The organism is Bdellovibrio bacteriovorus, from assembly GCF_001592735.1.
GTDB lineage: Bacteria > Bdellovibrionota > Bdellovibrionia > Bdellovibrionales > Bdellovibrionaceae > Bdellovibrio > Bdellovibrio bacteriovorus_D.
Window position 1 is genome coordinate 934,039 of sequence record NZ_LUKE01000001.1, and the last position, 19,443, is coordinate 953,481.

Annotated in this window: 22 protein-coding genes; 9 read left to right on the top strand and 13 right to left on the bottom strand. The window is 45.8% G+C overall.

Annotation, left to right across the window (positions count from 1 at the left end; all coding sequences use genetic code 11):
* Positions 1-8 precede the first annotated feature (8 nt).
* Both AZI86_RS04485 and AZI86_RS04490 read left to right on the top strand, forming a co-directional pair.
* Positions 9-194: an AAA family ATPase gene (locus AZI86_RS04485; RefSeq protein ID WP_061833884.1), complete on the top strand. Its 186-nt coding sequence runs from the start codon at positions 9-11 to the stop codon at positions 192-194.
* Positions 185-1,237, top strand: coding sequence for an ATP-binding protein (locus AZI86_RS04490; protein ID WP_061833885.1), 1,053 nt, complete (start codon positions 185-187; stop codon positions 1,235-1,237). The genes AZI86_RS04485 and AZI86_RS04490 overlap by 10 nt, the downstream gene beginning before the upstream one ends.
* A 68-nt stretch (positions 1,238-1,305) precedes the next feature.
* Here the strand turns inward: AZI86_RS04490 and AZI86_RS04495 are convergent, their stop codons facing one another.
* From AZI86_RS04495 to AZI86_RS04515, 5 genes are all read right to left on the bottom strand, one after another.
* Positions 1,306-1,920, bottom strand: coding sequence for a M15 family metallopeptidase (locus AZI86_RS04495; RefSeq protein ID WP_061833886.1), 615 nt, complete (start codon positions 1,918-1,920; stop codon positions 1,306-1,308).
* Positions 1,921-1,943: 23 nt separating this feature from the next.
* Positions 1,944-3,086, bottom strand: a complete 1,143-nt coding sequence (locus AZI86_RS04500; protein ID WP_061833887.1) for a hypothetical protein — start codon at positions 3,084-3,086, stop codon at positions 1,944-1,946.
* Positions 3,087-3,090: 4 nt separating this feature from the next.
* The gene (locus AZI86_RS04505) at positions 3,091-3,675 is read right to left on the bottom strand and encodes a LemA family protein (protein ID WP_061833888.1); all 585 of its coding nucleotides are present in this window, start codon (positions 3,673-3,675) and stop codon (positions 3,091-3,093) included.
* A gap of 89 nt (positions 3,676-3,764) precedes the next feature.
* The gene (locus AZI86_RS04510) at positions 3,765-4,319 is read right to left on the bottom strand and encodes an FxsA family protein (protein ID WP_061833889.1); all 555 of its coding nucleotides are present in this window, start codon (positions 4,317-4,319) and stop codon (positions 3,765-3,767) included.
* A gap of 12 nt (positions 4,320-4,331) precedes the next feature.
* On the bottom strand, positions 4,332-5,102 hold the full coding sequence (locus AZI86_RS04515; protein WP_253715724.1) for an exodeoxyribonuclease III: 771 nt from the start codon (positions 5,100-5,102) through the stop codon (positions 4,332-4,334).
* A 65-nt stretch (positions 5,103-5,167) separates the two neighbouring features.
* On the opposite strand from AZI86_RS04515, the gene AZI86_RS04520 reads away from it, so the two are divergent.
* Positions 5,168-5,695, top strand: a complete 528-nt coding sequence (locus tag AZI86_RS04520) for a peroxiredoxin (protein WP_081111781.1) — start codon at positions 5,168-5,170, stop codon at positions 5,693-5,695.
* Between the two features lie 65 nt (positions 5,696-5,760).
* Complete coding sequence (locus AZI86_RS04525; RefSeq protein ID WP_253715726.1) at positions 5,761-6,861, top strand: hypothetical protein; 1,101 nt, start codon at positions 5,761-5,763, stop codon at positions 6,859-6,861.
* A 7-nt stretch (positions 6,862-6,868) separates the two neighbouring features.
* On the opposite strand, the gene AZI86_RS04530 is transcribed toward AZI86_RS04525, so the two are convergent.
* Positions 6,869-7,492, bottom strand: a complete 624-nt coding sequence (locus AZI86_RS04530; protein ID WP_061833893.1) for a hypothetical protein — start codon at positions 7,490-7,492, stop codon at positions 6,869-6,871.
* A 137-nt stretch (positions 7,493-7,629) separates the two neighbouring features.
* On the opposite strand from AZI86_RS04530, the gene AZI86_RS04535 reads away from it, so the two are divergent.
* Complete coding sequence (locus AZI86_RS04535) at positions 7,630-9,486, top strand: hypothetical protein (RefSeq protein WP_061833894.1); 1,857 nt, start codon at positions 7,630-7,632, stop codon at positions 9,484-9,486.
* A 51-nt stretch (positions 9,487-9,537) separates the two neighbouring features.
* On the opposite strand, the gene AZI86_RS04540 is transcribed toward AZI86_RS04535, so the two are convergent.
* Together AZI86_RS04540 and AZI86_RS04545 are read right to left on the bottom strand one after the other, a co-directional pair.
* Positions 9,538-10,176: an alpha/beta hydrolase gene (locus AZI86_RS04540; protein ID WP_061833895.1), complete on the bottom strand. Its 639-nt coding sequence runs from the start codon at positions 10,174-10,176 to the stop codon at positions 9,538-9,540.
* Positions 10,173-11,729 (bottom strand): S41 family peptidase, encoded by a 1,557-nt coding sequence (locus AZI86_RS04545; RefSeq protein ID WP_253715728.1) that lies wholly within the window; start codon positions 11,727-11,729, stop codon positions 10,173-10,175. The genes AZI86_RS04540 and AZI86_RS04545 overlap by 4 nt, the downstream gene beginning before the upstream one ends.
* Before the next feature lie 197 nt (positions 11,730-11,926).
* On the opposite strand from AZI86_RS04545, the gene rfaD reads away from it, so the two are divergent.
* The 3 genes from rfaD to AZI86_RS04560 are packed head-to-tail and all read left to right on the top strand — an operon-like array spanning position 11,927 to position 15,442.
* Complete coding sequence (rfaD, locus tag AZI86_RS04550) at positions 11,927-12,895, top strand: ADP-glyceromanno-heptose 6-epimerase (protein WP_061833896.1); 969 nt, start codon at positions 11,927-11,929, stop codon at positions 12,893-12,895.
* A 12-nt stretch (positions 12,896-12,907) separates the two neighbouring features.
* Positions 12,908-14,650 (top strand): aromatic amino acid hydroxylase, encoded by a 1,743-nt coding sequence (locus AZI86_RS04555; RefSeq protein ID WP_061833897.1) that lies wholly within the window; start codon positions 12,908-12,910, stop codon positions 14,648-14,650.
* A complete protein-coding gene (locus tag AZI86_RS04560; protein ID WP_061833898.1) occupies positions 14,651-15,442 on the top strand; it encodes a TrmH family RNA methyltransferase in 792 nt (263 codons plus the stop codon). It abuts the gene before it with no gap.
* Here AZI86_RS04560 and AZI86_RS04565 read toward each other — a convergent pair.
* The 5 genes from AZI86_RS04565 to AZI86_RS04585 all read right to left on the bottom strand — a co-directional run bounded on the left by AZI86_RS04565 (position 15,423) and on the right by AZI86_RS04585 (position 19,100).
* Positions 15,423-15,701: a hypothetical protein gene (locus AZI86_RS04565; RefSeq protein ID WP_061833899.1), complete on the bottom strand. Its 279-nt coding sequence runs from the start codon at positions 15,699-15,701 to the stop codon at positions 15,423-15,425. The two genes, AZI86_RS04560 and AZI86_RS04565, sit on opposite strands and share 20 nt — an antisense overlap.
* Positions 15,701-16,078, bottom strand: coding sequence for a hypothetical protein (locus AZI86_RS04570; protein ID WP_253715730.1), 378 nt, complete (start codon positions 16,076-16,078; stop codon positions 15,701-15,703). Before AZI86_RS04570 ends, AZI86_RS04565 begins: the two co-directional genes overlap by 1 nt.
* A gap of 32 nt (positions 16,079-16,110) precedes the next feature.
* Entirely contained in the window at positions 16,111-16,536 is a 426-nt protein-coding gene (locus tag AZI86_RS18975; RefSeq protein WP_096000875.1) for a PspC domain-containing protein, read from the bottom strand.
* Positions 16,537-16,604: 68 nt separating this feature from the next.
* Positions 16,605-17,789 carry a bifunctional diaminohydroxyphosphoribosylaminopyrimidine deaminase/5-amino-6-(5-phosphoribosylamino)uracil reductase RibD gene (gene ribD / locus AZI86_RS04580; RefSeq protein WP_061833901.1) on the bottom strand — a complete coding sequence of 395 codons (1,185 nt, stop codon included), beginning with the start codon at positions 17,787-17,789 and terminating at the stop codon, positions 16,605-16,607.
* Between the two features lie 426 nt (positions 17,790-18,215).
* Positions 18,216-19,100 (bottom strand): SUMF1/EgtB/PvdO family nonheme iron enzyme, encoded by an 885-nt coding sequence (locus AZI86_RS04585; protein ID WP_157684627.1) that lies wholly within the window; start codon positions 19,098-19,100, stop codon positions 18,216-18,218.
* A 137-nt stretch (positions 19,101-19,237) separates the two neighbouring features.
* Here AZI86_RS04585 and AZI86_RS19355 point away from each other — a divergent pair, with 137 nt between their 5' ends.
* A complete protein-coding gene (locus AZI86_RS19355; protein ID WP_157684628.1) occupies positions 19,238-19,399 on the top strand; it encodes a hypothetical protein in 162 nt (53 codons plus the stop codon).
* The last annotated feature ends 44 nt before the right edge of the window (positions 19,400-19,443 follow it).

Sequence of the window (19,443 nt, forward strand, 5' to 3'; positions counted from 1 at the left end):
GGTCGTGAATGGAAAAAAAGCGCTATCTCTATAACGAAATCGCTTCATTAGCTCTTAAACGCCATAAAATGGCCTTTATTTCAGGACCTCGCCAAGTCGGCAAAACGACTTTATCCAAAAGCTACGCCGCAGATACGGACGCTTTTATATATAAAAACTGGGATGAAAGTTCCTTTCGCAAGCTATGGCATTAAATCCGGATGCGTGGTTAAAAGCCATATTCAAAAAAGACAGCAAGCCTCATAACCAAAAAATTTTGGAAAGACTTTTTAAGTTCAGTGGATTTCCAGAACCTTATTTCGCTAATTCTGAAAAGATTCATCGTCTATGGAGATCCGGGTGGACGGAAAAAATCATTCGCGAAGACCTTCGCGATCTAAGCCGTATCCCTGAATTGAGCCAAGTTGAGATGCTGGTAAGTCTTTTGCCTGATAAAATCGGCAGTCCTTTAAGCATTCAAAGCCTGCGCGAAGATTTAGAGGTTTCGCATGACACCGTTTCACGTTGGTTGAAATATCTGAATGAGTTATTTTATTTTTTTGAATTAAAACCTTGGACGAAATCTATTCCCCGTTCGCTAAAAAAAGAAGGCAAAATCTATCTTTACGATTGGACGGAAATAGACTCTCCAGGTATTAAATTTGAAAATATGGTAGCCAGTCATTTGCTGAAGGCTTGTAATTTCTGGACTGACACGGGTGAAGGGGCGTTTGAGCTTTTCTATCTGCGCAATAAGGAAAAGCAGGAAATAGACTTCCTTATTGTACGAGATAAAAAACCTTGGCTTTGCGTTGAGGCCAAATATTCTGAGACCGTGATTGATAAAAAGGTGGCCGATAAATATACAGACTATCTAGGATGTCCCTACAAGATAATCGCCATCAGCACGCCAAACGTCTTCGTTGAAGACGACCTCTTCGCCCCCTCAATTTCTTTCGCATCCCAAGTTGCTGAATGCCATGGTGGAGATATTTTTGGAAATGATGCCTTAGCTCAAATTTTTCAAGAAGATGGACATGGAAAGATAGTAATCACTTCTTTGGCACACGGTGCTCCCATTGAAATGATCGAAAGCGCGACGGAAATTGAAGTAGATAACGCAGGCGTGATGCACGTATGGAATAATATTTTTGCAATGGATTTTTCTGTAAGTAAAGATAACCCTGCGTTTCCAGTTGATGCCTTCAGAAACGGAGCATTCTGGATTACGGATTTCAACTGTCATCGCATTGATTAAAACCCCTGGTTTTCGTACCTAGGAAATGTACTAAAAGGTTCTAGATGGGCCGCCGTAGAGGTCGCTCGTTATTCTAATATCACAAAATGCCCGTGGACTTTGTCTTTGGGGAGGGCATTAAAATGCCACCACTCGTGGTCTAAGACCTTAAAGCCGTGGTTTTCCATCAAGGTTCGCAACAATAGACGATTTTTAAGCTGCTCTTCTGTCAGCTCTCCGCTCGCAAAAAACTTTTGTTCTAATTTAGGCTGCGCCAGATCACGGAAATCATCAAAGCCCGTGCCCATATCTAATTGCGGGCCGCCTTTATATTGCAACGTCAAATCCATGGCCATGCCGAAATTATGCAAAGAACCGGGCTGCGGGGCTGCTACATAATTTTGAAAAGGTGTGCCTTCAAGATGCGAATAGAACTGCGCTTGCACGCTGCGGGGGCGTAAGGTGTCCCAGATTAAAAACTGTAAGTCCGGATGCTTTGCACGAAGTTCCGCACGTGCTTTAGAAAACATCTCAAAAGCCAGTGGAGCTAAAAAACAGCGACTAAAGCCCGCATAGACGTCTTGATTCATAAAGTTGTCGGTCGTGGCGTATTTCATATCTAATGCCACATCCTCTGCCGCAAGGATTTCGCGAAAATAGGTTTTAATTAAATCAAAATCATGAAAAGGTGAACGTGTAGGCATTCCCGTATTATGAATCTGGTGTTCTATTTTTTACCAGATAATTTTCGTTGGTAATAAACAACGTTGGCCGGCGGAATTCGAAATTGGTGCTGATAATCCACCAGGAACTGACAAGCCGCTAAGTCCCCCCGCACACACATTTCATGCTTTAATACGGCTGTCGAGGGAGCCTGGTGCGCAGGCTGACGAACATTTTGCCTTTTGGTCATAAATTTTAGAGAAGGATTTACCATCAGAACCACACCCAACGCCACCATCGCGGCCCCAGCGCCAAACTTGGGCCACAACCATCGTCTCAGACGTAAGGATATATGTTCTTCCGACGTATCCGCCAAAAAAAGCTTTCTTTCAGGGATACTTCCTAAATTTCCGTGGACTTGATAATCCACTTCGACGGAAAAATCACCACCGGCTTTTTTTCGCGCAATCCCCGCCGTTATAACCGAGCCTCGGCGCAGCTCTTCGGCCGATACTTTTCCGTCACGGTTAGAGTCCAACAAACCGTTTCGATTTTTTGGTTGGCGTGACATTTTATCAAATACTTTTTCACTGAAGCCCGTCAAACCTTGAAGTTTTACAGAATAACTTTCGCCTTCAAATCCACGAAAATCACCTTGAGCAAATAACGGACATCCCACTAAGATTTCATTTTCAACGATGCGATATTTCGACGAAAACAATCCAAAAAAACCTTTGGTAGGTGGAAATCCCGGTACATCCTTGGGAATAATCGCCGCCACTTTCATTTGCTCTTTTTCATTCAGGGACTTCCAGTGACGGGTGCGCGCGGATTCTAAATTTATTTCAGCATTGTTCAAATCCAAAGCTACAAGTCCCGTGGGGTCGACTAAGTAAAACATTTCATTGTGAACATAGGTGTAGATGGTCTTCCAGGTTTTGCGTCGATTCTTTCCCGAACCTTGGGTTTCTTCGCGCTGTAAAAGCAGACTGTAATAAACGGCCTCTTGATCTTCACCATTGCGAAAAGTTTCGTTGGCTGGCCACGCAAAACCTTCAAGTTCTACAAAACCTTGAGGTGCAGATTCCGCTTTCGAACGAGGCGTATCGGAAAATGTGCGTAGACGTCGATGCGCACGCACCGAGTGAAACACCAGCCCGCCGCCGGCAAATATAAGTCCTGCGATCACCTCAAAGCCAGAAGCCATTTATCTAGGCGCCCTTTTTTAAATTTGGTAAGTTCATTTTTAAGCTTGGAGCTTGTCTTTCAAGTTCAGTAGCCTGGAACATATCTTGGCGTTGATAGTTTAAAATTCTTGCCGCAAATACATCTGGAAATTGATCAATACGCGTGTTGAAATTGGCAACCGCCTCATTATAAGTTTCGCGACGATCCGAGATCATATTCTCTAAAGCGGACACGCGGGACTGTAATTGGACGAAGTTTTGATTTGATTTTAAATCAGGGTAAGCCTCACCAATGGCGATAACACCTTGAAGAGCAAAGCTCATCTCGCGGGAAGCTTCGATTTTTTCTGAAACATTGCGGGCAGATCCATAGTGACTGCGCGCTTGCGCCAAGTTTTTAAGAAGATCTGATTCGTACCCAACGTACTGTTCGATCACTTGGATAAGTTGTGGGATTTCGTCAAAACGCTGCTTTAGCACGACATCTATATTTGACCAGGCTCTTTCAAGCTGATTACGAAGCGAAATTAAACCATTATAAATATTAATAGCCATCGCCACTAAACCAAAAAGCACGACGCCGACAAAGCATAAGATGAGTAGATTCATTGAAGTCTCCTGATCTCACTTGTCGGTCGAATACGAGGAAGTATTAATATCTAAAACTTTGGTCCAGGCCCCTTGAACTGGACCAAGGTTTATTCTGGCGTTTCGTTTTTTTTCTCTTCATGAGTCACTTTGATTGGGGTGACATCTAAAACATTGGCTTCACGCACCTCGCGTTCACCCGCGGAAGGTTCGTCAAACCCATGATTGCGGGTGCGATACTGATAAGTCCTAAAGCCCCCGGTGCCACCGCCAAAACCAAAAGGTCCACCAAATTGGAATCCGCCAGAACCTTGCGCCATCTTTTTGGCCAAGAAAGATTTAAATTTCCAAATCGCCAAATGACGAAGACCGGGCAAAAATAAAATCACGGCTAAAACCCGCGCAAAAAAAGACGGCACTAAAAAAAGAATCCCGGATATAAACACCGCGCCCGAACTGAGCAATTGATTCCCCGGAAGCTGCCCACCGCGCATAGAATTTTGCAGGTTGTACATCGCCAAACGGCCCACCACAGAAACGATCACGAAACCCAATAAGCATGGCAACAAATAAAGTCCGAGCGTATTTAAAAAGCCCCATTGTTTCACGGCGAAAAAGAAAATCAAAAATTCGGCAATCACCATGGGAAAAGGAATCATGACCATGGGCGGTCCTTTCTAAAACTCAAAATTCGCTACCACCGGGCAGTGATCCGAGCCTTGAACTTGGTCCAGAATATCTGCGGAGACCAGATTTTTCTCAAGCCCTTTTGAAATACAAATGTAATCAATTCTCCAACCCTTATTAGAAACGCGGGCAAATGTGCGCATATCCCACCATGAATAACGCTTCGCCTCTGAAGATTTCAAATAACGGAAGGTGTCGATAAAACCCAAATCCAAGAAATCATCAAACCACGCGCGCTCTTCAGGTAAAAAGCCGCTTTCTTTGGAAAGACGAATCGGGTCATGAACGTCAATGGCCTCATGAGCCACGTTGTAATCCCCCACCACCACAACTTGACGACCGGTCGCCAGCTTTTCTTTCAAGTGATGATTCAGATCTTTTAAAAATTTTTGCTTGAAGTTATGGCGCTCAATTCCTGAGCCCCCATTAGGAAAATAAATATTATACAAATCAAAGGGCCCATGATCCGTCATTACAATACGGCCTTCAGATTCATACTCAGGAATATCATTAAAGTGAAACTGAACATGTTTGGGCTCGTCATTGGTGAACGTGGCCACACCTGAATAACCCTTTTTAACCGCTGAAGACCAGTAAGAGTGATTCCAGCCCAACTTCTTGGCCTCCTCCTCGACCTGATCAATGTGAGCCTTGGTTTCTTGAACGCAGAAAATATCTGGTTTTTCCGACCGAACAAAATCCATCAATCCTTTTTTGTAAGTAGCGCGAATTCCATTCACGTTCCAAGAGATGATTTTCACAGTTTCTCCTTGAGTTTCGATGCCTTCCAGAGCCATTATTTAGCAGATGCAAGGAGACAGTGTCTATGCCAATGATTAATCACATCGCGCCTAACTTTACCTCTCAGGCCGTCTTTGATTCGGGAGAGGTTAAAGAAATCTCCTTAAATGATTATAAAGGCGAATGGGTTGTGTTGTTTTTCTATCCTTTGGATTTTACCTTCGTTTGCCCCACGGAATTGACGCAATTCCGCGAACACCTGCCAGAGTTTGAAAAAGCTGGCGCCGTTGTTATGGGCTGCAGCGTGGACTCTGTTCATTCGCACAAACGTTGGTTGCGCGATGATCTTGGAAACTTGGGCTACCCTCTTTTAGCGGATCTTACAAAACGCATTGCTCGCGATTACGGTGTTTTGATTGAAGACCGCGGCATCGCGACGCGCGCCACTTTCATCATCGATCCAGACCAAAAAATTCAATACATGGGAATTCACAACACTTCTGTCGGACGCGACGCTAAAGAAATCTTGCGTGTGCTGCAAGGGTGCCAAACAGGCGAATTATGCCAAGCCGGTTGGAAAAAAGGTGATATGCACATCACCCCATTAAAGTAATGACACCCAAAGCCGCGTTTATTCAGCAGTTAAAGACTTCTTTTCCAGGCTTGGAATCGCGGCCCATGGAAGATCTTGTTTCGGATAATTTGATTTCCCATTTTGCCGTGGATTTACCGGCAAAAGTGGTAGAACAAGCACAACGCTCTATCGAGTTGATATTTGCATTGCGCGAAAAACCTTCCTACATCGCACACTATCAAGATCAGCTCAACGCTCGCGGCATTAAAGATCCTGGAAATAAATCGATCATGATGAGCTATGATTTTCACGTCGATGAAAATCAGAATTTAAAACTGATCGAAATCAATACCAATGCGGCTTTCTTGGTTTTAGGGCATCAGATGTATGCTTCAAAAAATCATCCTTTGCCGGTCCCGGATTTTAGCTTAGCTGAAATTGGCGCCAGCATTCGTGAAGAAATGAAGCTGCAAGGAAAAACCGTGCGCGACGACCTCAAGATCGCGATCATCGATGAAAATCCTTCAGAGCAACGTTTGTATATCGAGTTCCTTGTGTATCAAGAGCTGTTCAAATCTTTCGGTTGGAATTGTCATATCGAAGATTTTCGTGAGGTTTTTGAAAATTTTGATCCTGAATTTATCTACAACCGCCACACAGATTTCTTCTTGGACGAAGAGCGCGACAAGCTTTTACGCGAAAAATTCTTAAATCGCGATGTGTGTTTTTCGCCGAACCCGTTTGAATATTTCTTACTCGCGGACAAGCAACGGATGATCGACTGGGGTCAGCCCGGGTTTTTAGAATCTCACGGTTTGCAAGGGGAGGATTTAGCTTTGCTGCGCCAAACAGTGCCGCTAGCTTACGATATTTGTCCGGACAAGGGCCCCGAGATTTGGGCCAACCGCAAAAAACTTTTTTTTAAACCCAAGAACGCCTTTGGCTCTAAGCAGTCTTATCGCGGGGCTTCGATCAGTCGTCGCACCTTTGAAGAGATGATGGGCCAAGACATGATTGCCCAAGAATACGTCCCAGCGCCAGAAATCACTTACACGACGCCAGAAGGCCCGCAGGCCTTTAAGTATGATTTGCGCTGCTATGCTTACCAAGGACGCTTACAGCTGATTATTGCGCGTCTTTACCAGGGTCAGGTCACAAACCTACGAACGCCTTATGGCGGCTTTGCCACCGTTTTAGTTAAATAGCTAAAAACTAGTTATGAGCTTTGGCGTTGCCAATAGAATCATAGCGGATCGAAAGATACTGGGTGATCTCGCCTTCTTTTTTGGTCACTAAAAGTTCAAATTCATCATGAGAGCGCTGATAAACCTTATAAGTCGCTCCTGACGCCTTCAAAAGGTTTTCAAGATTAGGCTCTGCCCCGAAAGAAGAGCTCTTCAAATTCCAAAAAGAAACTTTGTTTCCTTCGGTCATGATTTGAAACTGCCACAGACTTTGACCGACTTTAGGCTTCTGATTGTTATCGATCAACGTGGGCGCCACTAAAGAAAAGCGCTCCCCCATCGGGGTCGGCTTCCCACACACCACTTGGGCATTCTTCTTTACGAAAGACTGATAACCATGAAGCTTCACGGCGTCTTCACCGCGTTTGCCTTCAACGTAGTACTCAACATCTCGGGCCACTAATAAAGTCTGTGGCAAGTGCGTGAGCGAACTTGAAAAATCCGTGCGCACTTCAGATAAAAACTCGGGCCGACTTGAACATTCGGGCGCTTCTTTGAAATTGGGACGTAGAAGTTTTCCCGGAGCTTCACTTTTGAAAGCAAAAGATGTCGTCGCAAGAAGTGTCATCAAGAGTGAGCCGAATGTTGTCATGAAATATCCCTTTCTAGATCAGACCAAGTACCAGTCTAGTATTCGGCATAACTTTTTTAGGGCTTAATATTAAAGTGTAGGACCAGTCCGCCCGATATGAAGACTGTCTCATTTTTCTACAAGGAGTGTGGATCAACATGACGATGAAACATAGCGGCGCTCGAAAGCTCAGAGAACTGGCAAACTTCTATTCATCTTTTGATCAACTTAATGGCGTACATCCTTGGATGGATGCGGTCAAAGAAGGCTACGTCTCCTACAGGGTCCGAGCCCTTGAAACAGGCAAAGTCGCCTATTTCAATTTCATCTTGGCTAAAGAAATGGGACTGATCCCCGCAGATCATCCTCATCAAATGACTGAGGAATTAGAAAAAAAATTAATCGAAACTTTTTCTATCCAAATCATCAATGAATACGACGAGATTTCTCAACGTCGCATTGATCCCAAAACAATTCGTCCTCATCGCTATATGGCGACTCGCTATCTGCAACTGCAACACGCTAATAAACAAGGTAAGACTTCCGGCGATGGCCGCGGTATTTGGAATGGAACCGCTTATTATCGCGGAACAACCTGGGATGTTTCCAGTCGTGGCACAGGCGTAACTTGTCTTGCCCCGGGTGCCGTGGCTGCGGCCCGTCCCCTAAAAACCGGAGGCACAGAATTCGGTTATGGATGTGGCCTAGCAGAAATTGACGAGCTTTTCGGCGCTTCAATCTTAGCCGAGATCATGCACTTGCAAGGCATCAACACCGAACGAGTTCTTTGTATTATTGATTTGGGAAAAGGTTACGGCATCGGCGTTCGCGCCGCTAAAAACCTGATTCGCCCGGCGCATTTATTTTTATATTTAAAGCAAGAACGTTATGATCTGTTAAAAGGGGCCACCGACTATCTTATTGATCGCCAGGTCGATAACAGAGTCTGGGATATCACGACCAAGACAACAGCTCGTTACGATGAAATGCTTCATTATATCAGCGATTCGTTTGCAGATTTCACTGCAAAATTGGATATCGATTATATCTTTGCCTGGTTAGACTGGGATGGAGATAACGTTTTAGCGGACGCGGGTATTATTGATTACGGCAGCGTTCGTCAATTCGGCATTCGTCATGATAAATATCGTTATGATGACGTCGAAAGATTTTCTACCAATTTAAATGAACAGCGCGCGAAAGCCCGCTTGATCGTGCAAGTTTTTGCGCAAATGGTGGATTACCTTAAAACTAAAAAGAAAAAATCATTGCGCTCCTTTGCCCAACATCCGGCGGTGATCGCTTTCGACAAAAAGTTCACGCAAAAACGCTCTGAACGCTTGCTTTACCGTATGGGCTTTAACGAAGCCCAACGCGAGAATATTTTGGCAAGCGGTGATCTTTTCCATAAATTCGATAAAGAGTTTTCTTTCTTTGAACGCGCAAAAATCAGCGGATCAGTTGAAAAAGTCGCCGATGGTGTGAATCACGCCGCCCTTTATAATATGCGCAATATTATGAAAGACCTACCACGCTTTTTAGCGACGGGCACGGCGGCTTTTGAAGATCGCAAAATGGAAGAAAGTGTTTTCTTTAAAACCATTCTCTCTGGTTTTGCGAAAGCTCGTGACGCGCGCATGGGTGAAAAACAACGTCGTCACATTGAAAACTTCCAAAACCTTTACAAACAAATGGTCAAAGCCGCTGCCGGAAAGCAAAAGCCCGACACTATCATTAAAGGCCTTGCAGAAAGATCGGAAAAACTCAATACCACCAAACGTATCACCGGCAATGCCTTGATTGAAATGGTGGATGAGCTGATTTCGGCTAAGAAAAAAGGTCTCCCCATGGAGCAAATCCAAAAAATCATCGATCGCTTGGTCTTTGATAATGCGGGAATGCCCGAAGCCCTTACCAGTCGTTATTATCGCGAGATCAACAGCACTCCCGCAGTGAAGATGGATCTGTACGCGAAGCTGTTAAGCCTGGTGGAAGAAAATAAAGAGTCTATCTAAAACGAAAAAAGGAGGCCAAAGCCTCCTTTTTTATTTCTACTGAGCCCGCCCTTAGCTAAGCCCTTTAAGTTGCTCACGCACCCACTTCCGGATGATCGGGTACTCTTCTTCTTCTAGCGTGTGCTCTTTTTCCATTTCAACCCAAGATACTTTAAGGCCTGCGTCTTTTAACTTTTCAACGCCGTACTTGGTTTCTTCTAATGGCAAAACATCATCTTGATGGCCATGAGTGAACATCCACGGCGTTTTCATCGCCTCTTGAGACAGATTGGTGCGCCAGCGTGGATAGAAATTAAAATATCCACTGATACCCACCACACCCGCTAGTTTTTTTGGATAATTTAAACCCACATCCGCACTGATCAGGCAGCCTTGGGAAAAACCGAAAAAGAAAATCTTTTTAGAATCCCAACCTTGATTTTCAAGATCATTTAAAAGATCAAACAGCTTTTCGCGAATTTTAAGCACGCCATTGCCTTGATAGGGAGGTTCCCCATACCAAGTATAACCATCCATAAATTTACGTGGAGCATTCAGTAAAAGATAATTCATCTCGGGAATGTTCAGCTCTTCGTTAAACGAAGAAAACGGCTTAATGCTGTCCCCGCGACCATGCAAAACAATCATCAGATTGTCTGACTTTTTCTTAGCGGGGATGAACTTATGCTTAAATAAGGACGTCGTGATCATAAACCTGCTCTTGCCACATTATTCGTACAAAATAAAATTTCTCTTGCGCGTGAAAGCTGGGCGTCGTCCACTGGCACCCCGTCTTCAATCTGTAAACACTTTGATTCTTCATACATCTTAGCCACGTTTTGAACTTTACGTTCCGGGGCTTTTAATGGATTCACAAACTGATCTGACTCGCGAACCACATCGATGCGATCAAAGTTAACCGCCACGTCAGGCTCTAAACCCTTCATTTGTGGTGATCTTCCTGATGGCAGGTAATAGAAACCTTTGGTTTCAAAAAGGGCGATATTTTTATTCTGTGACCAGTATTCGCCCTCTTGGAAAGAACCTTTGCCAAAAGTTCTTTCACCCACAAGGACACCCCGACCGAAATCTCTTAAAGATCCCGCCACGATTTCCGCCGCACTGGCTGAAGAAGCGTTCACCAAAACCGCTAAAGGCAAATCGGTGACTTTTTCTTCACCACCGTAATAGGCCTCCGCTTTTTTGCCGGACTCTAGGTAACGGATTTCAAAGATCCGTTTTTCAGCACCAACAAAAAGACTTGTCACGCAAGCCGCTTCTTCCATTTGGCCACCAGGATTGTCACGCAAATCCAATAACAATCCACGGACGCCGGCTCTTTGTGCAATACCCAAAGATTCTTTCACTTTCAGGCAGGCGCCTTTTGCAAATTTATTTACGCCAATCACCGCAATAGGTTTAATCCCATCAATGATGCGAGTTGAAACTGTCGCCACGGTGATTTCACGTCGCAATAAACGAAACTTCTTTTCTGTGTCCCCACGACGAATAAAGATCGTCGTGCGATCCCCGATCTCCCCGCGCAAAAGTTCATACACGCGCGCTTGGGTCATATCTTTGACCGACTCGCCATTGATCGAAATCAAAACATCACCTTTAAGCACACCCGAACGCTTCGCCGGACTGCCCTCGATCACTTTGCGTACAACATGCTCGTCACCAGACAAAGCTAAGCTCATACCCAGGGATGTCGAACGATTGTCCGCCTTCGATACCACCTCTTTGAATTGCGATACCGGCATGAAATAGGTGTGCGGATCACGGAAAACAGAAATAAATCCGTTCAAACCCAGGCCCACCATCATCGCTTTTTGTTCAGGCGAAAAATAGTTGGCTTCTAGTTCTTTCCACGAACTTTCAAAGGAAATGCTTTGCGCTTTGTTTAGGTCTCCGCGGAAAAGCTTTTTCCACGGCTCGAGTTGCGCTTTTTCAGAATTTTTTGATTTTGAAAGGGATTGGCTTAAAGGAACAAGCTTGCCTTCGGCATTTAAGCCCAGATCAAAGCGACCTGCCACGTTGGTAATTGCATTCACGCAGGCTAAGAAATAGCGCTCGGAAGTCGCACAAACTTGACCATCAATCAGGTCCATCAAAGACGATGAACTTAGGCCCGTTTCGGCCCAATACTCCTCCACGGTTTTAAGTCTGGATTTCTCCTCCTCAACCCGCCAAGCTGTTAGAACCACCCCCAGGGTCAGCACTAACAATGAGATTCTGAAAAATCGCGGTGAAGTAATAAGCACTCATCGCCTCCCAATCGGACTGTGCTAAAGCAACGCCTATGCCGCCCCAGATCGAACTGGTTTCAGCTAGGGCCTTGTTTTAAGTATTTTTTTCTGGATTGCCAAGCCCCTTGTCGCAGTCAGCCGACCGAAAAACAGGTCGTTTCCTTGTGCCAAAACCGGGTCTATAATAGGGTGTTTTTCTTTAGGAGAATCCGATGATTATAGTTACAGGCGCCAATGGCTTTATCGGCAGTGTGATGGTGTGGGAATTAAACCAAAAAGGACTTACTGACATCGTCGCTGTGGACTCTGTGGGCCTTCATGAACGCAACCTTCTTAAAAAGCGCCAGATCACTAAGTTTTTAGGCAAAGATGAACTTTGGTCTTTTCTGGACACCCCGGAAGCACAGCTCAAAGTTACTTGGATCATCCATATGGGGGCCTGTTCTTCCACCACCGAAACCAATAAAGAGTTTCTTTGGGAAAATAACACTTACTACACCCAACGTATTTTTGAATGGTGCGCGAAGTTTAAAAAATCGATGATCTATGCTTCCAGTGCCGCCACTTACGGAGCGGGCGAGCTAGGCTTTGACGACACCACCGATTCAGAAAAATTGCGTCCACTCAATCTTTACGGCGAATCCAAAGTTCTTTTCGATCGCTGGGCCGTCAAACAAACCACCACGCCTCCGCATTGGTACGGTTTAAAATTTTTCAATGTCTTTGGTCCCAATGAGTACCACAAAGAGTCTATGTCGAGCGTTGCCTTCAAAGCCTACAACCAAATCAAAGACAATGGCGCTTTGGGATTATTTAAATCCGCAAATCCAGAATACAAAGACGGCGAATTTATGCGCGATTTCGTTTATGTCAAAGACGTCACCGGTTGGATGATGGAATTGATGGAAAAAAAACCCGCCAACGGAATTTACAATATGGGGTTTGGTAAACCTCGCTCTTGGTTGGATTTAGCCAGTGCTGTTTTCACAGCGATGAAAAAAGACATGAAGATCAACTGGCTTGAAATGCCTGAAAATATCCGCGGTCAATATCAATACTTCACCGAGGCAAAAACGGATAAATGGAAAGCCGCAGGCATGAGTCCTTCAAAATGGCCTTTGGAAAAAGCCGTCGCGGATTACGTGCAAAATTATTTGTCTAAAGACGACCCTTCACTTTAAGGTGTGATGACTATGGAGACGGAGTTTCTTCCCCAGCATTTGCGTAAATATGTCGTAGAACAACACTACGAAAAGTACACTCCTGTAGATCAAGCCGTGTGGCGCTATATCTTACGCCAATTAAAGGCTTATCTTTCTAAACACGCGCATGAATGCTACGTCGAAGGTTTAGAAAAAACCGGCATTAACGTCGAAGAAATTCCGCACATTAATCATATCAGCGAAAAATTAAAAAAATTCGGCTGGCGGGCGATGCCGGTCAGTGGATTTATTCCACCGGCCGCCTTTATGGAATTGCAATCCTTAGGCGTATTGCCCGTCGCTTCAGACATGCGCACCTTGGATCATCTTCTTTACACCCCGGCCCCTGATATTGTTCACGAAGCCGCAGGACATGCACCGATTTTAATTCATCCCGAATTTTCGAAGTACTTGCAGGAATACGCGCAAATCGCCAAAAAGGCGATCATCAGCAAAGAAGATTTAGATCTGTACGAAGCGATTCGCGAGCTTTCGGATATTAAGGAAAATCCCACTTCGACAGTGGCGGAAATCAAAGCCGCCGAAGAAAACTTAGACCGCGTCACCAAAAATATCTCCCATGTTTCGGAAGCGACCGAGCTTTCACGCATGAATTGGTGGACGGCAGAATACGGGCTTATTGGGACTTTGGATAATCCAAAACTTTTCGGTGCGGGCTTGCTTTCAAGCGTCGGCGAAGCGAAATGGTGCCTAGGTTCACACGTTAAGAAAATCCCTTTAACCGTGGATTGCATTGCGACCACTTACGATATCACCGAGCCTCAACCGCAACTCTTTGTGACGCCTGATTTTAAAACTTTGTCGCGTGTCCTAGAGGAAATGGCTTCAAAAATGGCTTACCGTATCGGGGGTCTTGCCGGTATTAACAAAGCCATTCAAGCTCAATCCGTCAATTCGGCAGAGCTTGATTCCGGTTTACAAATCTCTGGCCAAATTATTGAAGCCATCACCACAGCAGACCAGAAAATCGCTTACTTGCGCCTTAATGGTCCTTCGCAATTGTGTTTTGCGGATAAAGAGCTTTCCGGGCATGGCAAAGACTATCACGCTCATGGTTTTGGAACTCCGGTGGGATTCTTTAAACAATTCCCCCAAACATCTCCGGCAAAACTTACCGACAGTCAGTGGAAAGAACTGGGAGCCGAAAACGGCAAAACCGTGCGCCTGGAATACACCTCCGGCGTGGTTGTCGCGGGCAAAGTTCAAAATCGAGTCACTCAAAATGGAAAGACTTTAATCCTGACCTTAACCGATGCCAAAGCCACCTTCCAAGATCGCGTTTTATTCGCGCCAGAATGGGGAACTTTCGACATGGCCTTGGGATCTGAAATTGTTTCTGTTTTTGGTGGCCCCGCAGATCGCATCGCTTACGGCGAAACAACGGACTTTGTCGCTAAACGCGTGCCCACACCGAAATATTCCGAGCAGGAGCTGCTTCGCCATAAAGATTACGGCATGATTCGTCAGTTGCGCGAAGGTCGAACTTCAGGCGAAGAACTGCATCAATCCTTGGAAAAAGTTTTAAATACGCACAATACTGCTTTCCCGGAAGACTGGCTTCTGTCATTAGAAGCTTTAGAACTTTTGAAAGCCCGTGCTGCGAATTCAAGCCTGATTCCGAAATTGGAAGAAAAACTGAATGCACTTTCAAAAAAGGATAAAAACACCGAAGCCGTGATTCGCGACGGACTTCTGTTATCAGGACAACTGTAAATGACCCCAAAACGTCCCTTTGAAGTGCGCATTGTCTTAGTGCGCACGATCTATGAACGAAATATCGGCGCGACTTCGCGTGCGATGTCCAATATGGGTGTTGAAAAACTAATTCTGATTAATCCTGCTTGTGAAATCACCTACGAGGCTCAGCAAACAGCGGCCACCGGCCAACACGGCTTACAAAACCGCACCACTTATGCCAGCTGGGAAGACTTCATGGCGAAGGAACCAGAAAGCATTAAGATTGCGTTTACGGCTCGTGATGGCAAAGGCCGCCAGGTTCGCGATATTGAAGAAGTTCTGACGGATGTGGCAACTCATGCTCCCCAATTTCAAGTTTCCTCTGAGGAACCTTATGTCGTGCATTTAGTTTTCGGCCCTGAGGACTGGGGCTTAGCGGCCGAAGATCTTGAGTACGTGAATCACTGCGCTTGTTTGCCCACTTTTGGCGCCAATTGGAGCCTGAATTTGGCTCAAGCGTGTTTGTTAGGAATGTACACTTTGCGCCTTAAATGGGGTGGCACACGCACTCGCTTAGATGGCGGTAAAGCACGCCGGGCGCCTCAAGGAATTGAGGGCATTGATCCTGAAGCCACCTTGAAAACATGGTTAGAAGAAATGGGCTTTGATCTAACTCGGCAAAGAAAGATCAATGTCTTTACCGTTCTTCGCCGCATGCTTTTACAAAACACACCGACTAAAAAAGAACTGGTGATCTTAGAGACCGTTTTACAACAAAGCATTCGTAAACTTCGTGAATGGAAAGAACTTAAAGGTCGGGAGCGGTAGTCGAAGCCAAGTTTTGCGGCTGGCACTCGGAGATCTTTAAGGTTTTGGGATCAAAGGTAAACTTAAGAAGCTCTTGTGTGTTTAAACCTTGGCGCAAGCATTGATAAACCTCTCCAGGAGGAGATTGCAATGCCATCGACATTCCTTGCATTTTGATAAAATAGAAATCACTTAAACGATCGCGATGAACCGCAATGACTCGACCGGAAAGGGAAAGCTCCCCCGCTATTGCTAGTGGAGCCAACAGCAAGGCCACCATTACGAGATCATCTCTTCGTTGATTTGATCTTCTTGTTCACGGATTGAGCGCAAACGCAGATCGAGCTTTGTTAACGCCGTTGCAATTCCCTGCCCCAAATCATGAAGCTCATGGATACGTTGCAAGGTTTCTTGATCTTCTCCGCCGACAAGACGCAAACTTTCAAGCTTTGCTGAATTGATGTCGATCTCTTTTGATAAGGATTCCATCTTTTGGTTGAGCTTTTTTCGATCCTCGAGCAAAGCTTTCGTCATGCGACGAATTTCTTCAAGATCCATCGGCTCGCGAACCGCTTCTTGGGTTTCCGCGTTTTCTTCGTTCTCTTCACCATGGAAGGCTTCCAAAAACAAAGACCATTCATTTTTAAGGGATTTCATGATCGACTTACTACTGTCATCACCCATATGTATTAAAATACTCCTGCGCTCTTTGAGCGACTTACGGGCTCGTCGGTCTTCGGGATAAGAAAATAACATAGACCGTAACCCAGGATCGCAGCTCCGAAAGTAAACATCGCCAGTAGAACGAATGCCGTTCTTACCAGGCCCACTTCCATGCGATACCTCTTGGCTATTCTAGCACAGACGCCTAAAAGCTTGCCATCTAGAGCATGGTCTAGCTTATCGACGCGTGGCAGACATACCGCTAAAATCAAATATAACAAGACCCCACTGCCGAACCAGAGTATCGCAACCAGCCAAATGACGCGCAGTATCCAAGTTTCGATACCAAAGGCCTGGCTGAGTCCAGCACAAACTCCTGCGACCGCACCTTTATCGGAGCGGATCCAACGATAGTTCGCGGTTTCAGTTGTTTGAGTCGTTTGCGTTTCCAAGTTCTAACTCCTTAAAGAAATCTGAGCACGGAATCTAGATTGTCCAGACACCGTAAGCAAGAGCCACTTTAAAAAATCCCGGAAATCATGAAATCGTCCCCGAAAGTGAGATATCGAGGATTTTTCACATGAATTTTTTCCTTCATGGTAGGCACTCGCACATTTTCGGTCCATGAACGGGAGCCCCCAGCGCCCATGATGATAGGGGCCTGAAACATGTAAAGTCGATTTACAAGTCTTGCATCGACAAAGGAGCTTGCCGTCATCGCACCCCCTTCAACCATCACCGAACGAATGCCGAGAGTGTAAAGCTGCGACAATAAATTTTCTAAATCCAAGCTGCCGTCGATTTTCGTTTTTACGTATACGATTTGCGGAGGATTTTTTATCTGGGCTAGTAGAGCTTGCACCACTTCTTTGGCCTGCTCAGACACGCACCAAAATACATTGGCGGACTGGTGAGCTTCAGAAAGTTTTAAGCTTGAATATTTTCCTAACAAGCCCGCTTCCCCATCAATGATGACGACCTTGTTTTGTTTTTGAATTGTGGGATGACGAATGTTGAGCGAAGGATTATCAAACTCCACCGTCCCTTTGCCTACAAGGATCGCATCATAACACGCACGAAGATAGTGCACATATTCACGCGATTCTGGCCCCGTGATCCACTGGCTTTCGCCTGAACGAAGGGCCACCTGTCCATCAAGACTGGAGGCCATTTTCAAAGTCACGAAAACTTTCTTTTCACGAAAGTTCCACAAGAAGGCTTCGCACACTTCTTCCAGATCTTGTCTGATTTCGTTAAACTCTCGAGAGTGCTCGGCACCAAAAACTTCCGCCTCGATACCGGCTTGTTTTAAAATCTCGGCCCCTTGCCCGGCGACCAAAGGATTTGGATCAATCAAACCAAAGATGACTTTTTTAATGGGCAGCTTTGCCATCATCTTGGCACATGAAGGAGTTTTGCCCTCATGCGCGCATGGTTCTAGCGTCACGTACACCGTGGCGTCCTTTAATTGTTCAGGCTGTAGGTTTTTAAGAGCATTTACTTCCGCGTGAGGGCCGCCGTAAATTTCGTGATGGCCGGCGGCGAGGAAGTTTCCCTTGGCATCCACCACGACGGCTCCCACTAAGGGATTCGGACTGACATAAGGTGCGCCCTTGTATGCCTCGCTGATCGCAAGGCGCATGGCCTCGCCAATGGAAAGAACGGTTCCAACTGAAGGCAACGGGTACTGAATGATTGATCTCATAAGTGTGCACGCGGGCTGAGTATCTTGAGTTTGCGCGCTCCTGAGGCAGACACTAGCGCCGAACTGATACGATTTCAAGTTAGAATAATGTTAAGTAATTTCAATGTTTTATAGCCATAAACAAAGTTGTATGTGCCCCCTTGAGTATCCTGATTCATAAAATACGAGAAGTACCCAATAATTACTTTAGGGACTTGCAGTAATTCCGATCAGGTTTACATCAAGGGGATTGTACCATGTCGAAACCTCAACACAAAAATCCACGCTGGTTCATGTATGCGCTGGGCTTACAGACCCTTGTTATCATCGTCGTTATCGGAATGCTTAAAGATCTTTTTTGGATTTATTAAAAAAAGACCCAGCGAGACTCCAATAAGTTCCAATTCTCAACCAGGCCCTAAAAAATATTAAAATTTAAATCTCAGATTACGGCGAGAGTTCCTTCACGCAACGGAAGCCAATATTGTTCATCTTCAGGTTCCACGAAGCGGGGGCTTGCGCTTCATTGGCTGTAATATCGCCAATATTCGCAGCGAAAATTCCCGTCACTCCCGGCGAGTGAATACAAACAGCTCCCCCGCGAATAACTTTCCCCGTGCTTCCACCGAAGAACTGTCCTAAGTAAACATCGTTGCTCGGCACTGAAGACATTCCCGTGAAATCTTTTAGCTGTTTTGAATTTGCGGGCATATCCCAGTTATTATTGTGATAAGCACGCACGTAGTTTCCTGAAAGATCCGGTGTGTACGTGTTTCCATAGAATGAATCACTGACCCATTCCCACGCATTGCCGCCGAAGTCCCAAATGACATTGCCACTTGCAAGCGTAAAGGTTCTTCTTTCGCTTCCACTTGTTTTGCCTGTCCCGTTGTAGGGCTCGTTGACATTGGTGATGGCAATCGGTTCCGTCCAACCAGAATAAAATCCAGTCATCAAAGTGCCTTGCAGTTTTGTTCCGCTCGTCCAATTTGAATTTTGATTATAAATCTCTAACGCGATGGCATTCCATTCTGCATTAGTAGGTAAACGGTAGCCTGCCCCTAAGTCTCCGCATTCTTTCGCGGCATTGTTCTTGTTCAAAAGCCATGGCTTATCGGCAGCTTTTGGTTCGGCAGTATTTCCCGACGATTTTTTCATTTCGAATTTCGCAATACAAAACTCTGCCGTGCCAAGAGTCCCGTTCGCCGCAACCTTTTCATAATTCGTCGGGCATGTCGTCACCGGCGGCGTTGGTGCTGGTGAAGGCGATGGGCTTGGTGACGGCGTTGGCGCCGGACTTGGCTCCGGAGACGGAGCCGGTGGTGTAGGCACAGGAGTTGGAGTTGGAGTTGGAGTCGGCGTTGGCACTGGAGAAGGGTCCGGTGACGGACTCGGAGTTGGTTCAGGGATTGGCGATGGAGTTGGAGACGGTGCCGGTGAAGGACTCGGCGTCGGCGTAGGAACTGGCGATGGCTCCGGAGAAGGTGACGGCGACGGGCTCGGAGCCGGGCTTGGGCTTGGGCTTGGGCTTGGGCTTGGGCTTGGGCTTGGAGACGGCGCAGGCGTTGGATTTGTCGCCGTATCATTGTTGTTGTCTGCCGGTGCATTTTCTGGCGGAGGGTTTTGCTTAAGGGCTTCAAATGAAGAACCGCCAGAGCAAGACGCCATAAGGAAA

What these genes read in the sequence shown, in the direction of transcription:
- AZI86_RS04485 (WP_061833884.1), top strand. Translation starts at nt 9, where the DNA reads ATGGAAAAAAAGCGCTATCTCTATAACGAAATCGCTTCATTAGCTCTT.
- AZI86_RS04490 (WP_061833885.1), top strand. Translation starts at nt 185, where the DNA reads ATGGCATTAAATCCGGATGCGTGGTTAAAAGCCATATTCAAAAAAGAC.
- AZI86_RS04495 (WP_061833886.1), bottom strand. Translation starts at nt 1,920, where the DNA reads ATGCCTACACGTTCACCTTTTCATGATTTTGATTTAATTAAAACCTAT.
- AZI86_RS04500 (WP_061833887.1), bottom strand. Translation starts at nt 3,086, where the DNA reads ATGGCTTCTGGCTTTGAGGTGATCGCAGGACTTATATTTGCCGGCGGC.
- AZI86_RS04505 (WP_061833888.1), bottom strand. Translation starts at nt 3,675, where the DNA reads ATGAATCTACTCATCTTATGCTTTGTCGGCGTCGTGCTTTTTGGTTTA.
- AZI86_RS04510 (WP_061833889.1), bottom strand. Translation starts at nt 4,319, where the DNA reads ATGGTCATGATTCCTTTTCCCATGGTGATTGCCGAATTTTTGATTTTC.
- AZI86_RS04520 (WP_081111781.1), top strand. Translation starts at nt 5,168, where the DNA reads ATGCCAATGATTAATCACATCGCGCCTAACTTTACCTCTCAGGCCGTC.
- AZI86_RS04525 (WP_253715726.1), top strand. Translation starts at nt 5,761, where the DNA reads ATGGAAGATCTTGTTTCGGATAATTTGATTTCCCATTTTGCCGTGGAT.
- AZI86_RS04530 (WP_061833893.1), bottom strand. Translation starts at nt 7,492, where the DNA reads ATGACAACATTCGGCTCACTCTTGATGACACTTCTTGCGACGACATCT.
- AZI86_RS04535 (WP_061833894.1), top strand. Translation starts at nt 7,630, where the DNA reads ATGACGATGAAACATAGCGGCGCTCGAAAGCTCAGAGAACTGGCAAAC.
- AZI86_RS04540 (WP_061833895.1), bottom strand. Translation starts at nt 10,176, where the DNA reads ATGATCACGACGTCCTTATTTAAGCATAAGTTCATCCCCGCTAAGAAA.
- rfaD (WP_061833896.1), top strand. Translation starts at nt 11,927, where the DNA reads ATGATTATAGTTACAGGCGCCAATGGCTTTATCGGCAGTGTGATGGTG.
- AZI86_RS04555 (WP_061833897.1), top strand. Translation starts at nt 12,908, where the DNA reads ATGGAGACGGAGTTTCTTCCCCAGCATTTGCGTAAATATGTCGTAGAA.
- AZI86_RS04560 (WP_061833898.1), top strand. Translation starts at nt 14,651, where the DNA reads ATGACCCCAAAACGTCCCTTTGAAGTGCGCATTGTCTTAGTGCGCACG.
- AZI86_RS04565 (WP_061833899.1), bottom strand. Translation starts at nt 15,701, where the DNA reads ATGGTGGCCTTGCTGTTGGCTCCACTAGCAATAGCGGGGGAGCTTTCC.
- AZI86_RS04570 (WP_253715730.1), bottom strand. Translation starts at nt 16,078, where the DNA reads ATGAAATCCCTTAAAAATGAATGGTCTTTGTTTTTGGAAGCCTTCCAT.
- ribD (WP_061833901.1), bottom strand. Translation starts at nt 17,789, where the DNA reads ATGAGATCAATCATTCAGTACCCGTTGCCTTCAGTTGGAACCGTTCTT.
- AZI86_RS19355 (WP_157684628.1), top strand. Translation starts at nt 19,238, where the DNA reads ATGGCTCCGGAGAAGGTGACGGCGACGGGCTCGGAGCCGGGCTTGGGC.